Below are 23,462 nucleotides of genomic sequence, written 5' to 3'. Positions count from 1 at the left end.
GCGCCGTTAGGCTTCGTCGATCAGACCGGCTGGTAGGCCTTGCCGAAGCGGTTGGCCAGGAAGGCGTCCATGTCCACCTGCTCCTGGGCGATGAAGCCGCGCTGCGGCAGCTTGCCTTCGCGGAACAGATCCAGGGCGGTGCAGATGCCAGCGGCGGTGGTGATCTGGATGGCGCTGGTCAGGCGGCCATCGCGCTCGGCGGCAAAGATCTTGCGGCTGAACACCTCCTGCACCAGCTTGCCGCCGCGCATTCCGCTGACGGTGACGAACACCAGCACCACGTCCTGCATGGTGGTGGGCACGGCGCCGCGCAGAATGTTCTTGAGTTGCTCCTGGTCACCGGCCAGGCGCAGGTCTTCCAGCAGGAACTTCATCAGGTCGCGGTGACCGGGATAGCGCACGGTCTTGTAGTCCAGGGTTTCCACCTGGCCCTGCAGGGTCTCGCAGAGGGTGCCCAGACCGCCCGAGGTGTTGAAGGCCTCGTATTCCACGCCATCCAGGGAAAAGTGCTCCAGGCCTTCCAGCGGCTGCACCAGTTGCAGTTCGCCATTGCGCACCGCTTCGCAGGGGTGGCAGTACTCGTTGACCAGGCCGTCGACACTCCAGGTCAGGTTGTACTTCAGGGCATTGGTGGGAAATTCCGGCAGGGCGCCGACGCGCATCTTCACCTCGCGCACACTGTCGAAGCGCTTGGCCAAGGAATGGGCGGCGATACCGATGAAGCCAGGCGCCAGACCGCACTGGGGCATGAAGGCATTGCTCGCGCCCTCGGCCAACTGGCGGATGGTCTTGGTCGCCTTGACGTCTTCGGTCAGGTCGAAGTAGTGGGTGTTGGTGGCCTTGGCCGCCTGGGCGACGGGAATCGCCAAGTGGTAGGGCAGGGCGTTGAGCACCACGTCCTGGTCGTCCAGGGCCGCGGTCAGGGCGCTGGCGTCGGACGTGTCCAGGGTGCGGGTCTGCACGCCCAGGGCCGCGATGGCCGCCAGGGCACGTTCGTCACGATCCGCCACCGTCACCCGGTAGTCGCCACTGGCGTGCAGCAATTGCGAAATGGTGTAGCCGATGTGGCCGGCGCCGAGCAGGGTGACGTTCATGGCGGATCCTCCGTGGTTGAGGCTCCAGCTTAAAAAACGGCGCTGCCAGATGTGAGCGTCAGAGCGTCGAAGTGTCGTCCCTTATTTGACGAAACGTCGAGTACCTCGACGATTCGACCAGGACCTTCTTTTCATCCGTCCTGTTGCTTATCGCTCTAGGCGAAAGGCTGTCGATCCCACCACAGGAATCCGGACACAGGTCTGCACCACTTGGCGACGCCTTCTATAAGCCAGTGGTCGGCCACGGTGGGTGGCCGCTTCAAGGAGGAAAGACCATGATCGTGGACAATGCAGCGCGGGTGAACGCCTGTTATTGGGGGGTGTTGGGCCGTGCCCCGGACGCGGAAGGCTTCCGTTTCTGGGTCGCCAAACTGGACGAAGGCCTGGGCAATGAGCAACTCGTCCGCCTGTTCCTCAACGGCGCCGAGCGCCTGCAGGCGCAACCGGCCGAGGAGAGCGCCAGCGCCTTCATCGACGGCTGCTATGGCGACCTGCTCGGACGCAACGCCGATGCCGACGGCAAGGCCTTCTGGCTGGGCCGACTGGAGACCCTGGGCAGTACCCAGCAGGACGCCAGGGCAGCGGTCATCGTCGAGATGATCGATTATCTGAGCCGCCCGGATGGCCAGAGCGCCGACCAGCAGCTGTTCCAGACGCGGCTCGAACAATGGCAGCCGCTCACGCCAGGCCTGGCCCTGCACGAAGACACCGGGGTGTCGGCCACTGACGGCATCACCCGCAACGGCCAGGTGGACGTGACCCTGCCGGAAGGGGTGAAGGAGTGGCGTTACAGCCTGGATGGAGGGCAGAGCTGGACCGTGGCGAGCGCCGGCAGTGATACCTTGCAACTAGGCGCGGGCTACTACCAGGCAGGTCAGCTGCAGGTTAGTTATCTTGCTGGCGACGGTAACGGCCGAACCTTGACGAACGAAGCTCAATGGAAGGTCGACACCCAGGGCGCGCAACTCTATCTGTTCACCACCCGTGGCCCCACCACTGAGAACCTATTGCAGTTCCGCTTCTTCGACGATGGCGACATCGAGCAGTGGCGTAGTTCCAGCGATGGCGGTCAGACCTGGCAGCAGGGGGAGGGAGGCTGGCCCGCACCCAAGCTGGAGCCGGGCTTCTATGCGCAGGGCTCGATCCTGGTGGAGACCACCGATACCGCCGGCAATGTCGCGGTGACGGCCCTGTCGCGTGACCTCGAGGTTCTGCCCGCCGACCTCACGCCGCCGCTGCTGATCGGTATCGATCAGCAGTCCTACTACAGCCCTGGTGCTGATGATCACATCAATCTGTTGTTTGATAGCTCCATCTATCGTGGGACACGGGATCTCTACTCGGAAGCCTATCCGACGCCTGTGAAGGTGGACCCGACGCTATTGGAGAAGGCCTTCCTACTCGATGTCACCACAGGCACGAAGATTGGCTTCGAGCTCGCTACCACGGTGCGTCATCTGACCAACTTGGTAGACATCCGCTTGGCGACTGACCTAGAGCAAGGGCACCAGTACAGCGTCTATCTGCCGGAGGCTTTCGTCTACGACGCCTACAACAACCCCATCGACGAATTGACCCTGCTGGGCGCCAACAACACCTTCATCGCCGTCTGATCGGGCAGTCGGGGTCTCCTGCAGTGGCCCCTTCTACCCCGGTACCACCCGCAACAGCTGGCCGTCCTCGCCATCGGTCAGCAGCCAGAGATTACCGTCCGGTCCGCTGCGCACGTCTCTCAAACGCTGGTCCAGCTCTTGGAACAAGACCTCCTGCTCGCCAGGCACGCCGTTCACCAGCGGTATCCGCCGCACCGACTTCTCGCGCAGCGCCGCCACGAACAGACTGCCGCGCCAGGTGGGAAAGCCCTGGCCGTCGTACCAGGTCAGGCCGGCGGGAGCGATGGAGGGCGTCCACTCCAACAGCGGCGGGGTGATGCCCGGTAATTCACGAAAGGGCGTGATGCGCGCGCCGGTGTAGTCCACGCCGCCGGTGGTCAGCGGCCAGCCATAGTTGGCCCCGGCGCGGATCAGATTAAGTTCATCGCCGCCCTTGGAGCCGTGTTCGTGCTCGTACAGGGCCTGGCACTCGGCCACCCACACCAGGCCCTGGGGATTGCGATGGCCGAGGCTGTAGATCTCCGGCAGGGCGCCGGGTCGCTTGAGGAAGGGGTTGTTCGCCGGCACCTGGCCGTCCCGAGTGATGCGCACGATCTTGCCCAGATGGGTATCTAGCCGCTGGGCGTCGGTGCGCTCGACGTTGCCGTCGCCCAGGGCGATGGCCAGGGTGCCGTCGCCGAGCAGGGCCATCCGCGCCCCGAAGTGCTGGCCGAACGCCTTGGCCGGCTGGCTGGTGAACAGCGGCTGGACGTCCTGCATGCGTCCGCCGTTCAGCCGCGCGCGCACCACCCTGAGGTGATTGGCCTGGCGCGTGCCTGACGCATAGGAGAGATAGATCAGCTGATTACGGGCGAAATCTGGATCCGGCATGACCTCGAACAGACCGGCCTGGCCTTCGGTATAGAGCTCGGGCAGTCCGCTCACGGCCTCCGCCTGCAGGCTGAGCCGGCCCTGGCCATCCGGCACCAGCAGCCGCAAACGCCCGGCACCCTCGGTCAACAGCGCCCGGCCATCGGGCAGAAAGGCGAGCGACCAAGGCCGCTCGAGTCCGGTCGCTACCGTCTCGATCCGGTAAGCGGGCGCCGCCGTGGCCAACGGGCTTCCCAGCACAACGGTTAGCAACACAAACCAGACCCCACGCCGGGAAGCTTTACGTGACGGCCGAGGTCTACCGCAGGCATCCGCTGTCGTTACCATCACTACCTCTCTTCGAGACTGATCGATCATGTCCAAACCGCTCTGGCGCGCCTTGTTCAGACCCCGCCCGCTACTGGCGTTCGCCGCCGCCCTGTTGCTGGCCACCGCCTGGGGCAGCCTGGTGCAGACCCAGTACAACCTGGCTGCGCTGCAGGGCTTGGGGCAGTCGATAGACGCCGCCACCCGTTGGCAGACGTCGCTACAGGATCTGCTGGGCTTCGGACCCGTCTACGCCGCCATCGTGCTCGCCGCTTGGTTACCAGCCTTTGCCGCCGCCTTTTGGCTCGGCCGTCGCAAGGGCGCCTATCTAGTCTGCGTGGTGCCGCTAGCCACCAGTGTCAGCTTGATCGCCGCCATTCGCCTGATCGACGCCTTCGCCCCCATGCCGGTGCTCATCTACGCCACCCGTACCCTGGATGGCCTGCTGGCAATGGCCGTGGGCGGCCTGGTAGGAGGCTTGCTGTTCATCTGGCTGGTCCGACCAAAAGCCGACCGAGCAGGGGACCTGCGCTAGGGGCAAGCGCTCAGGACGACGTCAGCTTCATCAGCACCAGGCCGCTGACGATCAGCGCCGCGGCCAGGATACGCAGCGGACTCGCCGCCTCGCCCAGCACCAGGATGCCGATCATGAAGGCGCCCACCGCGCCGATACCGGTCCAGATGGTATAGGCGGTGCCCAGCGGCAGACTGCGCATGGAGATCGACAGCAGCGCCACGCTGGCCACCATAGCGACCCCGGTGATGATCGTCGGCGTGAGGCGGGTGAAGCCCGCGGATTGCTTCATATAGAACGCCCAGACCACCTCGAGCAGTCCTGCACAGACCAGATAGAACCAAGCCAAAGACGGCCTCCTGTGAAACCGGGCCGTCCCGGAGCGCTGCCCACCGATCGCCGGGGTCGTCCCCTGGGCTGGAAGAGAAGGGCGGCAAGGATCCTCACCGCCTGATCGGCCCTGCTATCCTAGCCGTTCGAGCCGCGGTCTTTCGACCCGTCCTGGCTAGGCAGAGATCACTGCGCCGTACGTGGCTGGCAGATCTGCGCGGCGATCCCGTCGAATTCCCGATCGAAACTGGCCCGCTCGGCCGCGCTGAGAAAGCCTTGCTGCTGTACGAAGGCCTCGGTCTGGCTGCGCACCGCGGCGATGCGTTCGCTGAAGGCCGTCGCCTGCTCCTGACTGATCCGCCGCGCCTTGCGCGCCGTGCTCACATCCGCCAGCAGCACATTGGCCCGCATCGAGACGTGCGCCTGCCGCGGATCCGTGATCGATCCGCCCAGTTCTCCGGGCACGGCGCGTTGCTCTTGGAGATTGCAGCTCGGCAGGCCGAGGTCGTCCTGCCGAACCGGCTCTCTGGTACAGGCGCCCAGGGCGAGGGGCAGCAGCAACAGGGGAATCAGGGGTTTCATCAAGGTCTCCTCGGGGTGGCCGTAGTGGAGACCTTGAGAGCTCGGGGCGGGCGCTTCGTTCAAGAAGGCCTCTGCGCCGGGCCTTGGCAAAGCCCTGAGACTAGTCGTCCAACCGCGCTTGTCGCTCCAGCGCCGCCAACTGCAGCCGAGCCCCGTCGGCCACCGGGCCTCTGCCCACCGCGCTGCTCTGGAGGAGCGACAGATTGAGGGAGTGCGCCGCTGCCTCTATCCCCGGACGAAGGGCATGGCCGGCCTGGGCCAGGGCGGTGTCTTCGGTCAAGAGCGGAGCGGCGAGAAAGAGGGTGACCGAGCTGGTCAGGAGGTATCTCATGAGGCGTCCTTGCGAGGTGATCACCAGGGTATCGGCATCCGGCCGGCTGGTTGGAGTGGGTCTAGTGGCAGAGCTTAGATCAGAATCGCCAGGGGGGTAGTGATAATGGTCAGATAAAGCACGCCGGTAATCCGAGGGTATTCTCGATGGCAACTTGCCGGGTACCTATCAGCTCGGAGCCCATAAGCTCTCGAGAGGAAGAGCCTTTACCGATTTAGGAAAGCCGCCACGATTCCTCTGCCTCTCAACAAGGGGCGCAGTCGCCAGCCGACCGCGTAATGATCGATTCAGCCCAGCGACTCGTCGAAGTAATCGCTATCGAGCCTGGGTACCTTGTAGAGCTGCGAGCTGACGCCGACTTCGTGATCGAGCATCAGCTCGACCAAGCGTTTGCCATCGACCAGCACCAGGCCTTCGACCGAACGTGCGAATTCCACTGCCTGGGCGGTGTAGCCCGAGGTGGTGATGAAGACACCACGTTTGGCCTTCTGTCCAGCCAAGGCACCATAGAAGGCCTGCAGATCAGGGCGGCCGACCGTGCCCTGCCAGCGCTTGGCCTGCACATAGACCTTCTCCAAACCGAGGGCGTCCAGCGAAATGACCCCGTCGATGCCACCGTCACCGCTACCGCCTACTTGCTGCAACGCCTGGCGGCTCGCGCCGTAGCCCAGGCTATGCAGCACATCGAGCACGATATGCTCGAAACGCGTCGGGCTGGCCTGCAGCAGGCTGTCCAGCAGATCGCCCGCCACGCTGGTGCGAAGCTCCAGGATGGCCTGGTTCAGGCGCTCCTGCGGGCTGCTGGTGGCGAGGTCAAGCTGAGCGATCACCGTTGGCGTCGACGTATCGCTCTCATCCAGCGCGGCGGCATCCGGCGCGGTCTTGAGCTTCACGCTCATGAAATTCATCGCCAAATGCTCAACCTGCTCTGCGCTCAGCGCCGCGGGGTTTGCCTGGGAAAAGGCGCGCCCGGTATCGGTCAGCTGCCAATAGCCACGCCGGGCGCTACTGGAATAGCCGGCACGCTTGAGCCGGTCATGTGCCCAGCCAGCGCGGTTCTTGTAGGTGGCTTGACCGCTGGCGATAGTCTCTTGCCGCTGCGCCTCGCTCAGGCCTAGAGCCTGTGCAGCCGCTTCGTGGGCTTCGCTCGCAGCGGCCCCTTCCGGATGGGTCGCGAGAAAACGCAGGACGGGCTCGATGAACTGGTCGTAGGTCGGCACGGGCATGGGTCGTTCTCTTTCAGGTAAGCCTTAGATCAGCGTAGCCGCTCCTCGACCACGCTTGGCCTTGGGTTCAGCCGCGCGTTGGGCCTTGATGCGTTCCAGCAGCACGCTGGCCGATTCGTCGTTCGGATCCTGGGGCACCAGTTCGCCGCGGAAGGCTTTGGCGAGGATGCTCTGGGTCAGGCGATCAATGCGCGTCTGGGCAGCTTTGACGCGGGCTTCGAGTTGGTCGGCGAAGGCGAAGAGTTGTTCGACACGGCGGACGATTTCGGTTTGTTCTTCCAGTGGGGGTACACGAAGAGGGTAGTTCTTAAGCGCTTTGCCCGTCAGATGTTTAATTGTTGTGCCGGTAAATAGCTGTTCCAAAATTAAGTCGTCAGCGTCATGTTTCAAGTTAAATGCTAGCCATTTAGGTAGCAGAAGACTTGAAACCCTTGCGCGATGAATGGCTTTTTGGAAAACAATTGTTTCTTTTAAACGGCTGTCCCATATCGCGCATCGGCCAGGCTCTCCGCCTTCGCATATGAGAATGTCGCCGTGTCTAATTGCAAGTTCTTCTCGTTCGGTAGTAGATATAGGAATTTTCTGTAAGCTGTTTAGCTCAAAGTCGAACCAGCGTACATTGATGTTGCCAAGGTATTTTGTTGGTATGCCGGAGTTCTTGGCTTTATCCAGCATTTTTCCTAACCTGCTTTCAGTAACCTCTGCGTAAAATTTGACCTGCCAACTTTTTGGAAGTGGATGCCACTTCCACTCGCTAGCATATGGATGAATATAGGACTCAGACTCTGTCCGCCATTCCTCGGTCAACCGCCCAGAAACGGCAGCGGAGAGGACGGACTGGCGAAAGCGCTTGAGCAGCGAGGGGATACCGTCGATGCGGGCTTTCAGGGTATCGACCTGGACCAGCAGTTCGTCGAGCTTGGCGGCGATACGGGTCTGCTCGGCGAGAGGAGGAAGCGGTATCCGGATCTCCTTCAGTGCCTGCTGAGAAATGTTGCGCATTGATAATTGATTGCCCGTTGCTAGGCTCTCAATTTGCTGGCGTCCAGCCTGGGAGCGCAAGCAGACTAGCAGCCATGGCTTGGCCTTGTTTGAAAGCACCAAGCGTAGAACCTTGTCACTAAGATAGAGATTTTTTGATAAGCTCTTAACCAGGACGCAGGAGCCGACCAGCTCAAGTGTGTTGGCCCGCGAAATAAGGAAATCACCAGTTTTAATTTTATCTTCCGGCTTAAGGTGGATTGAGTCAAATAGGGTCTTGCTTTCGTTTTCGTCGAACTCTCCCCACGTAACTGCGCTGATTTTTACTAACCCATTTTCCAAGCCCTGTGGCGGACGCTCGTCGCATTTGACGCTTTTGCCGGTCTCGATGCGCTCGACAAGTTCTCCCAGCGTGCAAGTAGCCCAATTAGCCGGCAATTCACTCATCCCCATTCTCCCGAGCCACTGCCAACCCCATCACTTCCGCCATCAACTGTTTCTGCGCCACCACCTCATCCCCCGCCCCTAGCGCTTTCATCAACTCCTCCAGCTCATGCAGCGCCTCGGTCAGTTCGGCCATGGCCTCACCTGCCAGCACTTCCGGGGCGGGAAGGTCAGCGGCATCCAGGCTGCTTTCATCCTTCAGCCAACTGATATCCAGCGAATCGCCGCGTTCGCGGATCTGCTCGCGAGTAAAGCAGCGGAAACGGCTGGCCTCGCCAATGCCTTCGACGTTTTCGGCGCGTGGGCTGTTGCCATTGGGGTCCTCGCCATAGGCATCCTCGAAGGGCTTGAGGTGCGTAGGGCCGAAGGGGGTGCGCTTGCCGAAGCTGGGCATATTGCTGCGCAGGTCATAGATCCAGACCCGCTGGGTGCAGCGCTCTTCCTGGCGTGGGTTATCGATGGTGCCTTTCTGGAAGAACAGCACATTGGTCTTCACGCCCTGGGCGTAGAAGATGCCGGTGGGTAGACGCAAAATCGTGTGCAGATTGCACTTGTCCATCAGGTCACGGCGCACTTCAGTACCCACGCCGGCCTCGAACAGCACGTTGTCTGGTAGTACCACGGCGGCACGGCCGCCAGGCTTGAGGCCACGGTAGATATGCTGGAGGAAGGCCAGTTGCTTGTTGCTGGTGCGATAGGTTAGGTCATCCCGGGTCGGTCCGCCGCCGCCCTTGGCGGTGCCGAAGGGCGGGTTGGAGAGGATCACGTCCACCTTGGGCAGGCTGGCACCGACCTGACCGAGGGCGTTGCCCAGGTGCACCACGCCTTCCGCATCGCCTTCCATGCCGTGCAGCAGGGTGTTCATCAGCGCCAGGCGGCGGGTGCCGGGTACCAGTTCGACGCCGACATAGGCCTGGGTGCGCTGGAAGCGGCGCGCCCTGTCGTCGAGGTCGTAGAGGTCGTCGGTGTGCTGCTTGATATAGGCATCGGCGGCGATGAGAAAGCCCGCGGTGCCGGCGGCGGGGTCTTGGATGGTCTCGCCCGGTTGCGGCTTGAGGCAGCGGATGATGCTGTCGATCAGCGGGCGCGGCGTGAAGTACTGGCCGGCGCCGGACTTGGTCTCGCTGGCGTTCTTTTCCAGCAGGCCTTCGTAGAGATCGCCGAGCCCGTCCTCACGGGCGCTGAACCAGTCGATGCCATCGAGACTCTTGATCAATTGCTCGAGGTGGCGCGGCTCTTTGAGGCGCGTCTGGGCATCGGCGTAGATAGCAGCGATCAGTGGGTCCGGATTCTTGCCCAGATCCAGCAGCAATTGCCGATAGTGGTCGAGCAGGTTGAGGCCGGATTTACCGGACAGATCGGGCCAGCGCGCGCCTTCAGGCAGCTTGTGGCCGAAGTTTTCGTCGTTCTGTACCTGCTCGTACTCCATCTTGATGAACAGCAGCAGCACTAGCTCGGTGACGTAGTCGCTGTAGTTGATGCCGTCATCACGCAGGACGTCGCAGAGATTCCAGAGTTTCTGGACGATATCGGATTGGGTCATGTGGGGTACCTATTTCTAAAAGTAGGCAAGGCGCCGGTGTTTGCTGGCGCCTCGTCGTGTTTATCTGAGTTCAGTCGCCCTGGCCGCTAAGCTCGCTTTTCAGCCCGCGGCCGGCAGTGGTTAGGCGATAGCGTTGCTTGCTGCTGTTGGGCTTGTCTGGCAGGGTCATTTCGATCAGCCCCGGTGCCAGCAGGGGGGCCAGTACCTGCTCACGGAATTTGCTACGGTTGCTGCGCCCGACAAAGCTCATCAACTCGGAAGTGGCGTGATCGTCGAACATCCTGTGCAGCAGCGTGACTTGTTCAGGTTGCACAGGTGGTCGCGCGTCTGCAGCGGGGTAGTCTGCCGGCGACCCGGTCCCTACTAGGTCCCTACCTGGTCCCGACTTGGTCCCGGCTTGGTCCCCACCTGGGCCCGAAAGAGTCCCTCTTTCCACGGGACGCTTGATCACCACCCGGAACTGGTTGCTCTGCCGGTCATCATGCAGCTCGATTTCTGGCCAGGCATCGATCGCCCGCGGGATGCCGGTACCCAGGCCGCGACATAGATAGCCACCGGCCGTATTAGAGAACGCCGCCAATTCGGCCGCCAGGGTATCGATATGGCTGAAGTCACGCTTGAACTGGTGACGGCTATCCTCACCCCGGGCAAGGATCTGCTTGAGTTCGGCAAGGGTCATGACGCGTCTCTGGATAGCTCAGCCGATAAGGCCTGTGGCAGGAGGAGGGCGTATTGTCCGTCATGGCTGAGCGCTCTGGCCAATCCACCGTTCGGGACCTGTCTCATCCCGTCTGTACCCACAGATTGTCATTCAGGGCGTCCAGTACCACGCTTAGGTTGCCACCGAGCAGCTTGTCCAGCCGTGTGCTGCCGCCGTCGTTCCTGAAGGCCTGGCCAATTTGCTTTTCATCGATGACGACCTCGTGCACCAGCTGCTTGGCGAGACGATCCAGCCATTTGCGCTGCACGGGTGTCCAGGGCTGCAGGGCGTAGATCGCTTCCATGGCTTTGGCCACGCGCTGCTCGAAGGGCAGTAGCGCCTCCCCGAGGGCGGCTTGACGAATGAAACCGACGATACTGGCCGCGATTTCCTGATTGGTCTGGTTGCGCCAGGCGCTCTGCAGATTTGCCTCGCTGTAGTTGTTCGCGTCGAGCAGCAGCCGCACTTCACGCAACTGCTCACGGGTCAGATCTTGCGGGCGGCTGACTACCACACCGAGGGCCACTGATTGATTCAGCTGGTTCTTGATGAAGTCGTTGAAGCTTTCCAGGTAGTCAGCGGGCTTCTGATAGGCACCATAGTTCTGCTCACGAACCATGAGCGTATCTGAGTGCGTAGAGATGACCGGATAGTGGTCTGATCCGAGCAGCGCCTGGACCGTGGCAAGCTGATCGAGCAATTGAGCGTGCTTACGGACGAACTGTGCGGCCTGTTGCGGACCCATCTCATGCAAATGCTGATGCAGTTTGTCCGGGGCAACGCCCCAGACGTTTTCCAGTTCGGCCAGCTTGTTTTTGAGGGCTGGCTTGGTCTCTGCCTTGTGGCTGGCCTTGCGCAGGATGCGCATGACCTTCTGGCTGAGCTGGTCCAGCACGTCGTGAGCATGGCTGGTCTCTGGCTGGCTGCCTGGGGCGTCGAGGCTGGCCGGGTTGGTCAGCTCGCTCACCAGTTGGTCCAGGGTGATGTTCGGGTCTTTCACCAGCGGCTTCATGGTGTCGACGGGTTCGAGGGCGGCGTACAGGTCGACCGGATCGTAGATCTTGAATACCGTCTTGCCGATTTCATCGCAGCGGCGCGTGGCGCGGCCCTTCATCTGCTCGTAGAGGATGCGCGAACGCACCCGGCGCATGAACACCAGATGGCAGATGCGCGGTACGTCGATACCTGTGGTCAGGAGGTCGACCGTGATGGCGATGCTCGGGTAGCGCTCGTTCTTGTATTGGCGAATGAGCTGTTCGACCTTGTCGCTCTGTCCGGTGATGATCTGGACAGCGGCCTGGTTGTACTCCTCGCCGTGGACGTCTTTGAGCGCCTCGTCGAGCAGATTTTTGACCCGCTCGGCATGGGCCTGATTGACGCAAAAGATCATCGCCTTCTCATCGCCGGAAGGGTCGAGCTCCTGGGCCAGTTGCTCGCAGATGACCTGGTCGAAGCCAGGCGTGATCACCCGGCGGTTGAAGGACTCGATCTCGAAGTCGAGTTCATCCTCGAGTTCGGCGACATCCACCTCGCCGGTGCTCGTATCGATAATGCTGACACTCTCGCCCTTGGCGAAGTGAATGCCATTTTGGCTGAGTTCGGTCTGGTAGCGAATCGGCGGCTCGTGATCGATCAGCCAGTCGTCAGCCACGGCTTCGCGATAGCTGTAGGTGAAAATCGGTGGCCCGAAAACTTCGCTGGTGTGCTTGGCCGGTGTCGCCGTGAGGCCGATACGGCAAGCGTCGAAATAGTCGAGCACGCGGCGGTACTGCGATAGGTACTGGCTGACATCGCGTATTGCCAACTCGCCTTCGGTCATCTCTTGATCGAGGGTGTAACCGCGGTGGGCCTCGTCGACGATAATGCAGTCGTAGGCATCAATGGGCGGCGGAGTGTCTGACTGGAAGATGCGCCTGACCATCGCCTGTACGGTGGCGACCTGAACGCGTGTTTCGGCTTCGGCGGCCATGTCGCCCAGTTCCTTGACGTCATAGATCTGCGCCAGGGTGTGGTTCTGTTCCAGGGTCGCTTCGTTGAAGGCCTCGATGGCTTGTTGGCCCAGGGCGCTGCGGTCGACCAGAAAGAGAATGCGACGGAAGCGCTCCGCTTTCAGCAGGCGATACATCAAGCCAATGATCGTACGGGTCTTGCCGGTCCCGGTGGCCATGGCCAGCAGACATTGGCGACGTCCGTCAGCGAGGGCCTCTTCAACGGCCTTGATCGCGTTTTCCTGGTAAGTACGCAGCTTCAGATAGGCAAAGCCTTCTTGCTGCAGCTTTGCTTCCGCCTCGTCACGGCTGCGTTTGAGCAGGTCGAGCAGACCGCCCGGTGTGTGGAAGTCCTGTAGCGACCGGCGCAGATTGGCTGGGCTGCGCAGATCGCGGAACCAGATGCCGGACAATTCAGCGAGCTGTTTGATATAGGGACGGCCATTGCAGGCGAAGGCAAACGGGACTTTGAAGTGGCCACCCTGGCCATCCGCCCAGCCAGCGCCTTGTCCAGCCGATTGCAGATCATCGGTAATGATCAGCTGGCGCGAATAGCGCTCGGCCTGGGTGATGCGGTTGGCGATATTAACGCGCTTGCGTTTGGCCTCGACGATGGCAACCGAGGTGAGGCCGGCAAACAGTACATAATCGGCGTCTTCGTTCGGCTTGCAGGTAGGCCATTCGGCAATCGCCTTGTTCTTGCCCTTTTCGGGACGAGCACCTTTGCCGTAGGTGAGATCGAGCGAATCAGCTTCCCAGCCTGCGTCGTTCAGCTGTTGATCAATAAGAATGCGGGTGAGGTCTTCGTTGAGGTCGAATTGGCTGGTTGCCTGCTGAGTTTTGCGTGTGACCTGCTGGACCGCTTGCGGTTGATCTTCCAGTTGTTGCTGCAGCGTCTTGAGTCGCGCCTCGAAATCGGCACGTGCCTTGGCCAATTCTTCCTCTCGCTCTTGAGCAAGCTGCTCGTAAACAAGCGCATCCTCATTCATCTTCTCGGCGAGACTGGCTTGCTTTTCCTTTTCCAGCTTCAAGAGGCCGGCTAACTGATCGTGGTCTTCCAGCTGTTGACGACTGTCGCCCAATTCGGCGCGAAGCCTCTCGATCTGCGCCTGCAAATCACGCAGCGGTTCACTTGGATCAGCGGGCGTGATGAAAGGCCCTGGCTTGAAGGAGCTGCCGCCGGCACCGAATGACTGGTGATACCAGATCGCCAAGGCCCGAGCGACCCTCAGCCCATCTAGCGCGTCGCGATGCTGGGTGCGGAATCCGTGAGTAGCCTTGTTGCCTTCCACGCGTAACGTGTGGAAGAGATTGCGGATGTTGCCATCGAGCTGGATGTCACGGCTCAGGCGATACAGCAGGTCGGCTTGCGAGAGGGTGGTGACGAGCTCGATACCCGCTCTCACCGCAAGGTCCTGAGCCAGGGCTTCGCCCAACTGCCGCAGTTTGATCAGCGTCGTATTGGGATCGCTGGCGAATACTCGCTCAGCAGCATTGGCGAGTTGGAAGAAGACCGGGTCGTGTTCTTTGAAAAAGGCGAAGTTACTGCTCTCGGCCATGTTCCATCCCTTGAGTTTCTACTGGCAATGCGGAAGTAGCGGTATTGCAGGGGAATGATGCCAGACACAACGGAGGGATGTATTTGACTAGCCGCCGCTCAACCTTTGAACGTTAACTAGCTTAGTACCAGATGAGCGAAAGCTGGGCTGCGCTTCGATAGGCGGAGGACAGGTTCGGACGTAGACCTATTCCAGAAACAGCAAAGCCCGCTCGATGGCGGGCTTTGCTGAGGTTCACGCGACGGTGAACGGAGATGGCGCACTCGGCGGGATTCGAACCCACGACCCCTGCCTTCGGAGGGCAGTACTCTATCCAGCTGAGCTACGAGTGCAATGATTCGGTGACGCTGAATCGGTCGCCATCATACTCACCTTGCCCTCAACCGTCCATGCCCGGAAGCACGATGTTGTTGATTTTGAACGACTGTTTCGCGGGGCGTGGCAAGGGCTGCATAAACGAGGAGGAGGGCCGCGCGAAAACCGCTCCGGCGCTATTGCGCGGGGGTTCAATATTCTCCTAGGATGCGTTCAATATTTCGAACGCCCAGGGCGGTTCGGATGTTGCTCGAGCGGGCGCTGAACGGTGGCCATGCCAGCGTTTTCAAGCCTGACCCTATCGCAGGCGCAGGGGTGTCATGCCCTTGCTTCCGGCCCTTTCAGCCAAGGAGACCGTAATGCAGCTCAAAGACGCTTCCCTGTTTCGCCAGCAAGCCTATGTCGACGGCGCCTGGATCGACGCCGACAGCGGTGCCACCGTCCAGGTGGACAACCCGGCCACCGGCGAGACCCTGGGCACCATTCCCAAGCTCGGCCGCGCCGAGACCAAACGTGCCATCGACGCCGCCAGCCGCGCCCTGCCGGCCTGGCGCGCGCTGACCGCCAAGGAGCGTTCGGCCAAGTTGCGGCGCTGGTACGAGTTGATGATCGAGAACCAGGACGACCTGGGCCGGCTGATGACCCTGGAGCAGGGCAAGCCGCTGGCCGAGGCCAAGGGCGAGATCGTCTACGCCGCCTCCTTCATCGAGTGGTTCGCCGAAGAAGCCAAGCGCATCTATGGCGACACCATTCCCGGCCACCAGGCCGACAAGCGCATCCTGGTGATCAAGCAGCCCATCGGTGTCACCGCCGCCATCACGCCGTGGAATTTCCCCACCGCGATGATCACCCGCAAGGCCGGTCCGGCCCTGGCCGCCGGCTGCACCATGGTCATCAAGCCCGCCAGCCAGACCCCGTATTCGGCCCTGGCCCTGGTCGAACTGGCCGAGCGCGCCGGCATTCCCAAGGGTGTGTTGAGCGTGGTCACCGGCTCCGCCGCCGAGATCGGCGCCGAGCTGACCGAAAGCCCCATCGTGCGCAAGATCTCCTTTACCGGCTCCACCGAGATCGGCGCCAAGCTGATGGAGCAGAGCGCGGCCACCATCAAGAAGCTGTCGCTGGAGCTGGGCGGCAACGCGCCCTTCATCGTTTTCGACGACGCTGACCTGGACAAGGCCGTGGAAGGCGCCATTGCCTCCAAGTACCGCAACGCCGGGCAGACCTGCGTCTGCGTCAACCGTCTCTATATTCAGGACGGTGTCTACGACGCCTTCGCCGAGAAATTCAAGGCCGCGGTGGCCAAGCTCAAGGTCGGCAACGGCCTGGAGGAGGGCGTCACCATCGGCCCGCTGATCGACGCCAAGGCCGCGGCCAAGGTCAAGGAACACATCGACGACGCCGTGAGCCAGGGCGCCAAGGTCATCGCCGGTGGCAAGGCCCACGCCAACGGGGGCAGCTACTTCGAGCCGACCATCCTCGCCGACGTGCCCAAGAGCGCCAAGGTGTCCAAGGAAGAGACCTTCGGCCCGTTGGCGCCGCTGTTCCGCTTCAAGGACGAGGCCGAGGTCATCGAGCTGGCCAACGACACCGAGTTCGGCCTGGCCTCCTACTTCTATGCCCGCGATCTGTCCCGCGTATTCCGCGTGGCCGAGGCGCTGGAGTACGGCATGGTCGGCATCAACACCGGCCTGATCTCCAACGAGGTCGCGCCCTTTGGCGGCGTCAAGGCCTCGGGCCTGGGCCGCGAAGGCTCCAAGTACGGCATCGAAGAGTACCTGGAGATCAAGTACCTCTGCCTGGGCGTCTGATACCGCTGCTAGCTGGATCTGTTGGGCTTCGCGGAGCACAACCCAACCTACGGTCGAGGTAGGTTGTGTTGAGACGGTTTCACCGTCGAAGCCCAACAGCCCCTCAGCCTGATCCAAAGTTTTTCCCGGCGCGGACGCCGGGCCGTTGGCAGTCGATCATCGTATGCTGCCCGGAATCCGGTCCGCGTCTTTCCCGTAGCCGGCCGCCACGATGAGCGGCCATCGAGGACTGCAATGAGCCACACCAATGATTCCCTGATGCACCGTCGCAGTGCCGCCGTCGCCCGTGGCGTCGGCCAGACCCACCCGATCTTCGTCGCCCGTGCGGAGAACGCCAAGGTCTGGGACGTCGAGGGCAACGAGTTCCTGGACTTCGCCGGCGGCATCGCCGTGCTCAACACCGGCCACCTGCATCCGCGCGTGGTGGCGGCCGTGCAGGAGCAGCTGACCAAGGTCTCCCATACCTGCTTCCAGGTACTGGCCTACGAGCCCTATGTCGAGGTCTGCGAAAAGCTCAACGAACTGGTGCCGGGCAACTTCCCGAAAAAGACCGCGCTGTTCAACTCCGGCTCCGAAGCCGTGGAGAACGCCGTCAAGATCGCCCGCGCCGCCACCCAGCGCGCCGGGGTCATCGCCTTCTCCAGCGCCTATCACGGCCGCACCATGATGACCCTGTCGCTGACCGGCAAGGTCGCGCCCTATTCGACCGGCATGGGCCTGATGCCCGGCGGCGTCTATCGCGCGCTCTATCCCTGCGAACTGCACGGCATCAGCGTCGATGACGCCATCGCCAGCGTCGAACGCATCTTCAAGAACGATGCCGCGCCGGGCGACATCGCCGCCATCATCCTCGAGCCGGTGCAGGGTGAGGGCGGTTTCTATGCCGCGCCCAAGGAATTCATGCAACGCCTGCGCAAGCTGTGCGACACCCACGGCATCCTGCTGATCGCCGATGAAGTCCAGTCCGGCGCCGGTCGTACCGGGACCTTCTTCGCCATGGAGCAGATGGGCGTCGACGCCGACCTGGTGACCTTCGCCAAATCCATCGCCGGTGGCTTCCCGCTGTCGGGCGTGACCGGTCGGGCCACGGTGATGGATGCGGTCACCCCCGGTGGCCTGGGTGGTACCTACGCCGGCAGCCCCATCGCCTGCGCCGCGGCCCTGGCGGTGATCGAGACCTTCGAGGAAGAGAAGCTGCTGGAACGCTCCAAGGCCGTGGGCGAGCGTCTCACCGCCGGCCTGCGCGAACTGGCCACCAAGCACGCGCAGATCTGCGACGTCCGGGGTCTGGGCGCCATGATCGCCATGGAGCTGGGCAAGGGTGGCGATATCGAGCAGCCCGACGCCGAGCTGACCAGCCAGATCGTGGTCCGCGCACGCCAGAAGGGCCTGATCCTGCTCAGCTGCGGCAGCTACGGCAATGTGCTGCGCATCCTCGTCCCCCTGACCGCCAGCGACGAAGAGCTGGATCGCGGCTTGGCCATTATCGGCGAGTGTTTTGCCGAATTGGCCTGAGTCCTGATCAAACCGCCCTCCACAAGGGCGGTTTTTCTGTGACACGCTTGGCACAAAGTCCGCTTTGACGCATCATTCGCCGCTTCGCTTTCCTCAAGCAGGAGTGGGTTGGGATGCCGCCCCTGATACTCATCGTCGATGCCAATCCCTGGACCCGTGACCTGCTCAAGTCTCTGGTGCTGGCCGTGCGGGCCGATGCCCTGGTCCATGAGTATGGCCATGGCTATCAGGCCCTCGCCGAGCTGGATCGACACAAGAGATGCACGCTGATCATCGTCGAGCGACCAGCCGACTGCGATGGGCTCGACCTGCTGCGCCGCATTCGCCAGCGCGGCGCCCTGCCGCTGCAGCCAGTGATCCTCCTGTCCGATCAGGCCGATACCGCCTATGTGCGCGCCGCCCTGCGGCTGGCACCCACGGCCTATCTGGTCAAACCCTATGCGGCTGAAGAGGTATTGCGCCGCTTGCGCAGTCTGATGCCACCGGCGGATGACGCCGCTCAGGCGGCGAGGGCTGCGGTCCTGGGTTCGCTGGATGACCATCTGCAGCGCATGGCCGCCGAGATCGACGCGGTGCCGCTGTTCACCGACCTGCCCGCCATCATCCAGCGCTGCCGCGACAGCGCCAGCTGCAGTCTGGGCGAGCTGGAAACCGAGTTCGGCCAGGATCCGCTGGTCACGGCGACCCTGATCGCCGCAGCCAACAGCGCCTCCCAGCGCGTCGGGCAGTCCTGCCAGACCCTCAGCCAGGCCCTGCCTCGCCTGGGCGTCGGCTTTACCCTCAATCTGGTATTGGGCCTGAGTCTGCGACGGGCGACGCGTCTGTCCGATCCGCTGCTGGCCACGCGCGCCGAAGGCTATCTGCACCTGGCCCAACGTGCCGCCGACTGCGCGCGTCTGCTGGCGCTGCGCTATGCGCGCGAAGACGCCGAGCGCTGCTATACCGCCGGCCTGCTCCATCGGCTGGGTGAGCTGGCCGTATTGCAAGGTGTGCAACGCTGGTGCGACGGGGGCGGCGTTCTCGAGGAGGCAGCGCTGGAGCGAGCCCTGCTGAGCTACAGCCTGGAGTTCTCCGCGGAATTGCAGCGGCACTGGCGGCTGCCGCTGGAATTGCGCGAACTGGTGACAGCGGTACACAGCCTGCACGGCGTACTGCCCAAGCCATCGCTGATCCTGCACCTGGCGGCGCAGGCGGCGAATCCTGCTCCGGGCGAATCCCTCGAGGCCCTGCTCGAGCACAAGGCCGGGCGCATGCTCGGGCTGGAAGCCGCGGTCTGGCAGCTGGCGGTCACCCAGCTCAAGTTGGGCTAGCGCGCGGTGTCGGGGCGATAGCCCAGGCGCAGTCCACCCCAGTGCCGACCGTTCACCAGGATCGGCACCGAGAGGTCGTGCATCACCTCGCCGGTGTCCCTCATATAGGTCTGCAACAGCAGGCGGCGCTGATGACTGCCGCAGCGCTTGCCGGTGCGATCGCTGAAGAGGCGCTTGCTGCGACTACGCGCCGTATCCACCGCCACATCGCCGGTGGGCGCCTGGGCGAAAGCGCGGTTGTGGGTAGGCACATAGCCCTCAGGCGTACAGGCGATGGCGAAGACCAGGCCGGGATGCTGGTCCAGCAGCGGCTCCTGGATCGCCGGTAGCACGCCATCGGTGTAGCTGTCGAAGCGGGTGCGGTACTTGGCCGGCTGGCTGCCGGGCACGGGCTGGTACTGGCGGTCGAAGAGGGCGTCCTGGGTGATGCGTCCGGCGGCCAGGTCTTCCTCGAAGCGGCGACCGATGGCATCCGCGCCCTGGCGCGCCAGTTCGAAGATGCGCTGGTGATAGCTGTCCAGGCCGACCTCTGCCAGGCGTTCGCTGCTGGCTTCGGCCATGTCCACCAATTCATCGGCGGCGCCGCTGAGGCGGCTGGTCTGACGCTCGCTGTCAGCGAGATCGCTGTGCACCTGCTCCACCGCCTGGGCCAGGCTTTCCAATTGGGCGAGATTGGCCGAGGTGCCCTGGGCGATGTCCGCCGCCTGGCGCTCGGCGGTCTGCGCCAGCTGGGCGATCTCCTGGAGGCCTTCGCCCGTGCGTTCGACTTGGCGCACGCCATCTTCCAGCGCCTGGGCCAGTTCCTGGATCTGCGCCACCACGGCCTCGGTCTGCTGGCCGATATCGGCCACGATCACGCCCACCTCGCCGGTCGCGCTGGAGGTCCGCGCCGCCAGGCCACGGACCTCGTCGGCGACCACCGCGAAGCCGCGCCCGTGTTCCCCGGCGCGCGCGGCCTCGATGGCGGCATTGAGCGCCAGCAGGTTGGTCTGGCTGGCGATGGCCTGGATGACCTCGGTGACCTGCTGGATCTTGTCGGTGCGGGCACTCAGACCCGCGATCAGTTCCCGACTCTGGCGGGCGTGCTCGCTGAGGGCGCGGATGGCGGCGATCGCTGAGTTCAGGGCTTCCCGACCGGCCTCGCTGCGCTGGTGCACCTGCTGCGCCACCGCCAGGGCCTGGCGGGCGCTGCCGGCGCTGTCGTGCTCGGTCTGGGTAAGGGACGTGGCGCTGCTGGAAATCTGTGCGGCCGTGCTGGCTTGAGATTGCACCCGGGCCGCCAGTTGCTGAGCGGCGAAGGCCACCCCGGCGATGGCCACGGCATTGCGCGCCGTACTGCGCGAAAGATCGCTGGTCAGTTCGTCGAAGGACTGGGCCGGAGCCGGCGGCGCGACAGGCTTGCGCAGCAGCAGTAGCCAAGGCCAGAGGGCCGCCACGAGAACCAGTCCCAGGCCGGCGGTGGAGGGCAGCGCCAGCCACTGCCAGAGCAGCAGCGCAGCCACGAGCATGGCCAGGTGAAGCGACAACACGACGGGCCAGCGCCTGGGCATGCGACCTCCTTGTGATTCGGCTCGATCAGTTACGAATGTGACGCGGATCAGCTTCGTCGATCATGGAGCCAGCTTTCCGGAGGTTGCAACCGCTGTCTGATCCAGGCGGCTACGACTTTGGTCTTAGCCGCCTGCTGCAGCTCAGGGCGTACGCGGCAAGAAATGCAGCGGCGCACCGCGTTGCAGACCGGCCAGCGCCGGGTGGTCCTTGACCAGTTCCACCTCGATCACCTCGGTCTGCTCCGGCACCTTCAGGGTCACCCGGGTGATGGCGCCCAGCGGGCGAATGTCGCGCACCTCGGCGGCGTGATAACCCGGCCGTGGCTCGCGCTCCAGCTCCACCTCATGCGGACGGAACAGCACCTCCTGCTCACCCAGTGCCAGGCGGTTGGAGTCCCCCAAGAAGTGGTAGACGAAGTCACTCGCGGGTTGCTCATAGACCTCGCCGGGCGAGCCGACCTGCTCGATCTGCCCCTTATTCATCACCACGATGCGGTCGGCCACTTCCATGGCCTCTTCCTGGTCATGGGTGACGAACACCGAGGTCAGGTGGATCTCCTCGTGCAGCCGTGCCAACCAGCGGCGCAACTCCTTGCGCACCTTGGCATCCAGGGCGCCGAAGGGTTCGTCGAGCAGCAGGATCTTGGGCTCCACCGCCAGCGCGCGAGCCAGGGCGATGCGCTGGCGCTGGCCACCGGAGAGCTGTTCGGGATAGCGATCGGCCAGCCAGTCGAGCTGCACCATGTTCAGCAGTTCGTGCACCTTGCTGGCAATCTGCGCCTCGCTCGGCCGCTCCCGGCGCGGCTTCATGCGCAGGCCGAAGGCCACGTTGTCGAACACCGTCATGTGGCGGAACAGCGCGTAATGCTGGAAGACGAAGCCGACGTTGCGATCGCGCACGTCACGTCCGGAGACGTCTTCACCGTGGAAGCCGATGTTGCCGGTGTCCGGTGCTTCCAGACCGGCGATGATGCGCAGCAGGGTGGTCTTGCCGCAGCCCGAGGGGCCGAGCAGGGCGACCAGTTCGCCGCTCTCGATGTGCAGGTTGATGTCCTTGAGCGCCTGGAAGGCGCCAAACCTCTTGTTGATACCCTGGATCTCGATACTCATGGCGCCTTATTCCTCGTCACGGTGCTGTAGTTGGCGGCTCAGGCGACTCTCGCTCCACTGCCGCAGCAGCAGGATCACCAGGGCCATCAGCAACAGCAGGATCGCCACGCTGAAGGCGGCGACGATGTTGTATTCGTTGTAGAGAATCTCGATGTGCAGCGGCAGGGTATTGGTCAGGCCGCGGATGTGGCCGGAGACCACCGACACCGCGCCGAACTCGCCCATGGCCCGCGCGGTGCAGAGCACCACGCCATAGATCAGCGCCCATTTCACGTTGGGCAGGGTCACGTGCCAGAACAGTTGCCAGCCACTGGCGCCCAGCAGGCGTGCGGCTTCTTCTTCCTGGGTGCCCTGTTCCTGCATCAGCGGGATCAGTTCGCGGGCCACATAGGGAAAGGTGACGAAGATCGTCGCCAGTACGATGCCGGGCACGGCGAAGACGATCTGCACGTTCACGCTCTGCAGATAGGGGCCCATCAGCCCCTGGGCGCCGAACAGCAGCACATAGATGAGACCGGCGATCACCGGCGAGACCGAGAAGGGCAGATCGATCAGGGTGATCAGCAGACTCTTGCCGGTGAACTCGAACTTGGTGACGCACCAGGCCGCGGCCAGGCCGAAGGCCAGGTTCAGGGGGACCGAGATGGCGGTGGCGAACAGCGTCAGCTTGAGCGCCGAGATCGCGTCCGGTTCGCTGATGGCGTTCCAGAAGGCGCCGATGCCATTGGCCAGGCCTTGGCTCAGCACCATGTACAGCGGCAGCACCAGGATCAGCAGGAAGATCAGCCAGGCGCTGGCGATCAGCGCGATGGCCACCGGGGTGCGCTGCTTGCTGGCGCGCGCATCGGCCTTGGTCGAAGTCATGAGGCTCATGCGGTCGTCCTTAGATGTTGGGCTGGATGCGGCGCTGCAGGATATTGATCAGCAGCAGCATGACAAAGGACACCAGCAGCATGAACACGCCGATGCCGGTGGCACCGGTGTAGTCGTACTGGTCCAGCTTGGAGACGATGAGCAGCGGCAGGATCTCGGTCTTGAACGGAATGTTGCCGGCGATGAACACCACCGAGCCGTACTCGCCCACGCCGCGGGCGAAGGCCAGGGCGAAACCGGTCAGCCAGGCCGGCAGCAGGGTCGGCACCAGCACGTAGCGGAACACCTGCCAGGGGCGCGCGCCCAGGCAGGTGGCGGCTTCCTCGATTTCCTTGGGAATGTCCGCCAGTACCGGCTGCAGGGTGCGCACCACGAAGGGGAGGGTGACGAAGATCAGCGCCAGGGTGATGCCGATCGGGGTATAGGCGATCTTGAAGGGAAACAGCGAACCTATCATGCCGTTGGGCGCATAGAGCGCGGTCAGGGCGATGCCGGCCACCGCGGTGGGCAGGGCGAAGGGCAAGTCGACCATGGCATCGATCAGCTTGCGCCCGGGAAACTCGTAGCGCACCAGCACCCAGGCCAGCAGGGTGCCGAGGATGCCGTTGACCAGGGCGGCGAGCAGGGCCGTGCCAAAGGACAGCTGCAGCGCGGCCAGCACCTGGCGCCCGGTGATCAGCGACCAGAATTGGCCGAGGGTCAGCTGGCTGGCATGAAGGAACATGGCGCCCAGCGGGATCAGCACGATCAGCGCGAGGTAGGTCAGGGAGAATCCCAGGGTCAACCCGAAGCCGGGTATGACCGGGGAGAGACGGCGAGACATGAGATGTCCTTCTGCAAGGCGCCCCGGCGATGCATTCGCCAGGGCGCAGAGGGGTGGAACGATACCTGTTCCGGGCC

General features: G+C 63.2%; 19 protein-coding genes and 1 tRNA gene. 5 read left to right on the top strand and 15 right to left on the bottom strand.

Translation table 11 applies throughout. The features are described 5' to 3' along the window. Positions 1 to 20: 20 nt before the first annotated feature. Entirely contained in the window at positions 21 to 1,094 is a 1,074-nt protein-coding gene (locus V6W80_RS19855; protein ID WP_093255351.1) for a saccharopine dehydrogenase family protein, read from the bottom strand. 275 nt (positions 1,095 to 1,369) lie between these two features. Between V6W80_RS19855 and V6W80_RS19850 the strand changes: the two genes are divergently transcribed. After that, positions 1,370 to 2,707 carry a DUF4214 domain-containing protein gene (locus tag V6W80_RS19850; RefSeq protein ID WP_068383580.1) on the top strand — a complete coding sequence of 446 codons (1,338 nt, stop codon included), beginning with the start codon at positions 1,370 to 1,372 and terminating at the stop codon, positions 2,705 to 2,707. Positions 2,708 to 2,740: 33 nt separating this feature from the next. On the opposite strand, the gene V6W80_RS19845 is transcribed toward V6W80_RS19850, so the two are convergent. Beyond that, complete coding sequence (locus V6W80_RS19845; RefSeq protein ID WP_338545174.1) at positions 2,741 to 3,832, bottom strand: PQQ-dependent sugar dehydrogenase; 1,092 nt, start codon at positions 3,830 to 3,832, stop codon at positions 2,741 to 2,743. 100 nt (positions 3,833 to 3,932) lie between these two features. Between V6W80_RS19845 and V6W80_RS19840 the strand changes: the two genes are divergently transcribed. After that, entirely contained in the window at positions 3,933 to 4,418 is a 486-nt protein-coding gene (locus V6W80_RS19840) for a hypothetical protein (protein ID WP_338545173.1), read from the top strand. A 10-nt stretch (positions 4,419 to 4,428) separates the two neighbouring features. Here V6W80_RS19840 and sugE read toward each other — a convergent pair whose 3' ends face one another. The 9 genes from sugE to V6W80_RS19795 form a co-directional block, all read right to left on the bottom strand. After that, entirely contained in the window at positions 4,429 to 4,746 is a 318-nt protein-coding gene (sugE, locus tag V6W80_RS19835; RefSeq protein WP_093255365.1) for a quaternary ammonium compound efflux SMR transporter SugE, read from the bottom strand. A gap of 167 nt (positions 4,747 to 4,913) precedes the next feature. Continuing rightward, positions 4,914 to 5,309, bottom strand: coding sequence for a hypothetical protein (locus V6W80_RS19830; protein ID WP_184290363.1), 396 nt, complete (start codon positions 5,307 to 5,309; stop codon positions 4,914 to 4,916). A gap of 100 nt (positions 5,310 to 5,409) precedes the next feature. Continuing rightward, positions 5,410 to 5,640, bottom strand: coding sequence for a hypothetical protein (locus V6W80_RS19825; RefSeq protein ID WP_338545172.1), 231 nt, complete (start codon positions 5,638 to 5,640; stop codon positions 5,410 to 5,412). A gap of 287 nt (positions 5,641 to 5,927) precedes the next feature. Next, positions 5,928 to 6,866 (bottom strand): restriction endonuclease, encoded by a 939-nt coding sequence (locus V6W80_RS19820; RefSeq protein WP_338545171.1) that lies wholly within the window; start codon positions 6,864 to 6,866, stop codon positions 5,928 to 5,930. Between the two features lie 24 nt (positions 6,867 to 6,890). Beyond that, a complete protein-coding gene (locus V6W80_RS19815; protein WP_338545170.1) occupies positions 6,891 to 8,294 on the bottom strand; it encodes a restriction endonuclease subunit S in 1,404 nt (467 codons plus the stop codon). Further along, positions 8,287 to 9,834: a class I SAM-dependent DNA methyltransferase gene (locus V6W80_RS19810; RefSeq protein WP_338545169.1), complete on the bottom strand. Its 1,548-nt coding sequence runs from the start codon at positions 9,832 to 9,834 to the stop codon at positions 8,287 to 8,289. The genes V6W80_RS19815 and V6W80_RS19810 overlap by 8 nt, the downstream gene beginning before the upstream one ends. 70 nt (positions 9,835 to 9,904) lie before the next feature. Beyond that, complete coding sequence (locus tag V6W80_RS19805) at positions 9,905 to 10,513, bottom strand: AlbA family DNA-binding domain-containing protein (protein ID WP_338545168.1); 609 nt, start codon at positions 10,511 to 10,513, stop codon at positions 9,905 to 9,907. A gap of 103 nt (positions 10,514 to 10,616) precedes the next feature. Then, positions 10,617 to 14,081, bottom strand: coding sequence for a type I restriction-modification system endonuclease (gene hsdR / locus V6W80_RS19800; RefSeq protein ID WP_338545167.1), 3,465 nt, complete (start codon positions 14,079 to 14,081; stop codon positions 10,617 to 10,619). Positions 14,082 to 14,336: 255 nt separating this feature from the next. Then, positions 14,337 to 14,413: transfer RNA gene (locus V6W80_RS19795), tRNA-Arg, on the bottom strand. A 342-nt stretch (positions 14,414 to 14,755) separates the two neighbouring features. Between V6W80_RS19795 and gabD the strand changes: the two genes are divergently transcribed. The 3 genes from gabD (at position 14,756) to V6W80_RS19780 (ending at position 19,029) form a co-directional block, all read left to right on the top strand. Further along, the gene (gene gabD, locus V6W80_RS19790; protein ID WP_338545166.1) at positions 14,756 to 16,204 is read left to right on the top strand and encodes an NADP-dependent succinate-semialdehyde dehydrogenase; all 1,449 of its coding nucleotides are present in this window, start codon (positions 14,756 to 14,758) and stop codon (positions 16,202 to 16,204) included. Positions 16,205 to 16,438: 234 nt separating this feature from the next. Then, a complete protein-coding gene (gene gabT, locus V6W80_RS19785; RefSeq protein WP_338545165.1) occupies positions 16,439 to 17,719 on the top strand; it encodes a 4-aminobutyrate--2-oxoglutarate transaminase in 1,281 nt (426 codons plus the stop codon). A gap of 113 nt (positions 17,720 to 17,832) precedes the next feature. Then, entirely contained in the window at positions 17,833 to 19,029 is a 1,197-nt protein-coding gene (locus V6W80_RS19780; protein ID WP_338545164.1) for an HDOD domain-containing protein, read from the top strand. Here V6W80_RS19780 and V6W80_RS19775 read toward each other — a convergent pair. The 4 genes from V6W80_RS19775 to cysT all read right to left on the bottom strand — a co-directional run bounded on the left by V6W80_RS19775 (position 19,026) and on the right by cysT (position 23,385). After that, positions 19,026 to 20,537 carry a methyl-accepting chemotaxis protein gene (locus V6W80_RS19775; protein WP_430707821.1) on the bottom strand — a complete coding sequence of 504 codons (1,512 nt, stop codon included), beginning with the start codon at positions 20,535 to 20,537 and terminating at the stop codon, positions 19,026 to 19,028. The genes V6W80_RS19780 and V6W80_RS19775 overlap by 4 nt on opposite strands. A 183-nt stretch (positions 20,538 to 20,720) precedes the next feature. Further along, positions 20,721 to 21,689 (bottom strand): TOBE-like domain-containing protein, encoded by a 969-nt coding sequence (locus V6W80_RS19770; protein ID WP_184290373.1) that lies wholly within the window; start codon positions 21,687 to 21,689, stop codon positions 20,721 to 20,723. Positions 21,690 to 21,695: 6 nt separating this feature from the next. Next, the gene (cysW, locus tag V6W80_RS19765; protein WP_338545162.1) at positions 21,696 to 22,562 is read right to left on the bottom strand and encodes a sulfate ABC transporter permease subunit CysW; all 867 of its coding nucleotides are present in this window, start codon (positions 22,560 to 22,562) and stop codon (positions 21,696 to 21,698) included. A gap of 10 nt (positions 22,563 to 22,572) precedes the next feature. Further along, positions 22,573 to 23,385 carry a sulfate ABC transporter permease subunit CysT gene (cysT, locus tag V6W80_RS19760; RefSeq protein ID WP_133861341.1) on the bottom strand — a complete coding sequence of 271 codons (813 nt, stop codon included), beginning with the start codon at positions 23,383 to 23,385 and terminating at the stop codon, positions 22,573 to 22,575. Positions 23,386 to 23,462 lie beyond the last annotated feature (77 nt).

This window comes from Pseudomonas benzopyrenica (genome assembly GCF_036884265.1).
In the GTDB taxonomy this organism is placed as follows: domain Bacteria; phylum Pseudomonadota; class Gammaproteobacteria; order Pseudomonadales; family Pseudomonadaceae; genus Chryseomonas; species Chryseomonas benzopyrenica.
The sequence above is the reverse complement of the archived record's forward strand: the minus strand, read 5'-3'. Positions and strand labels throughout refer to the sequence as shown.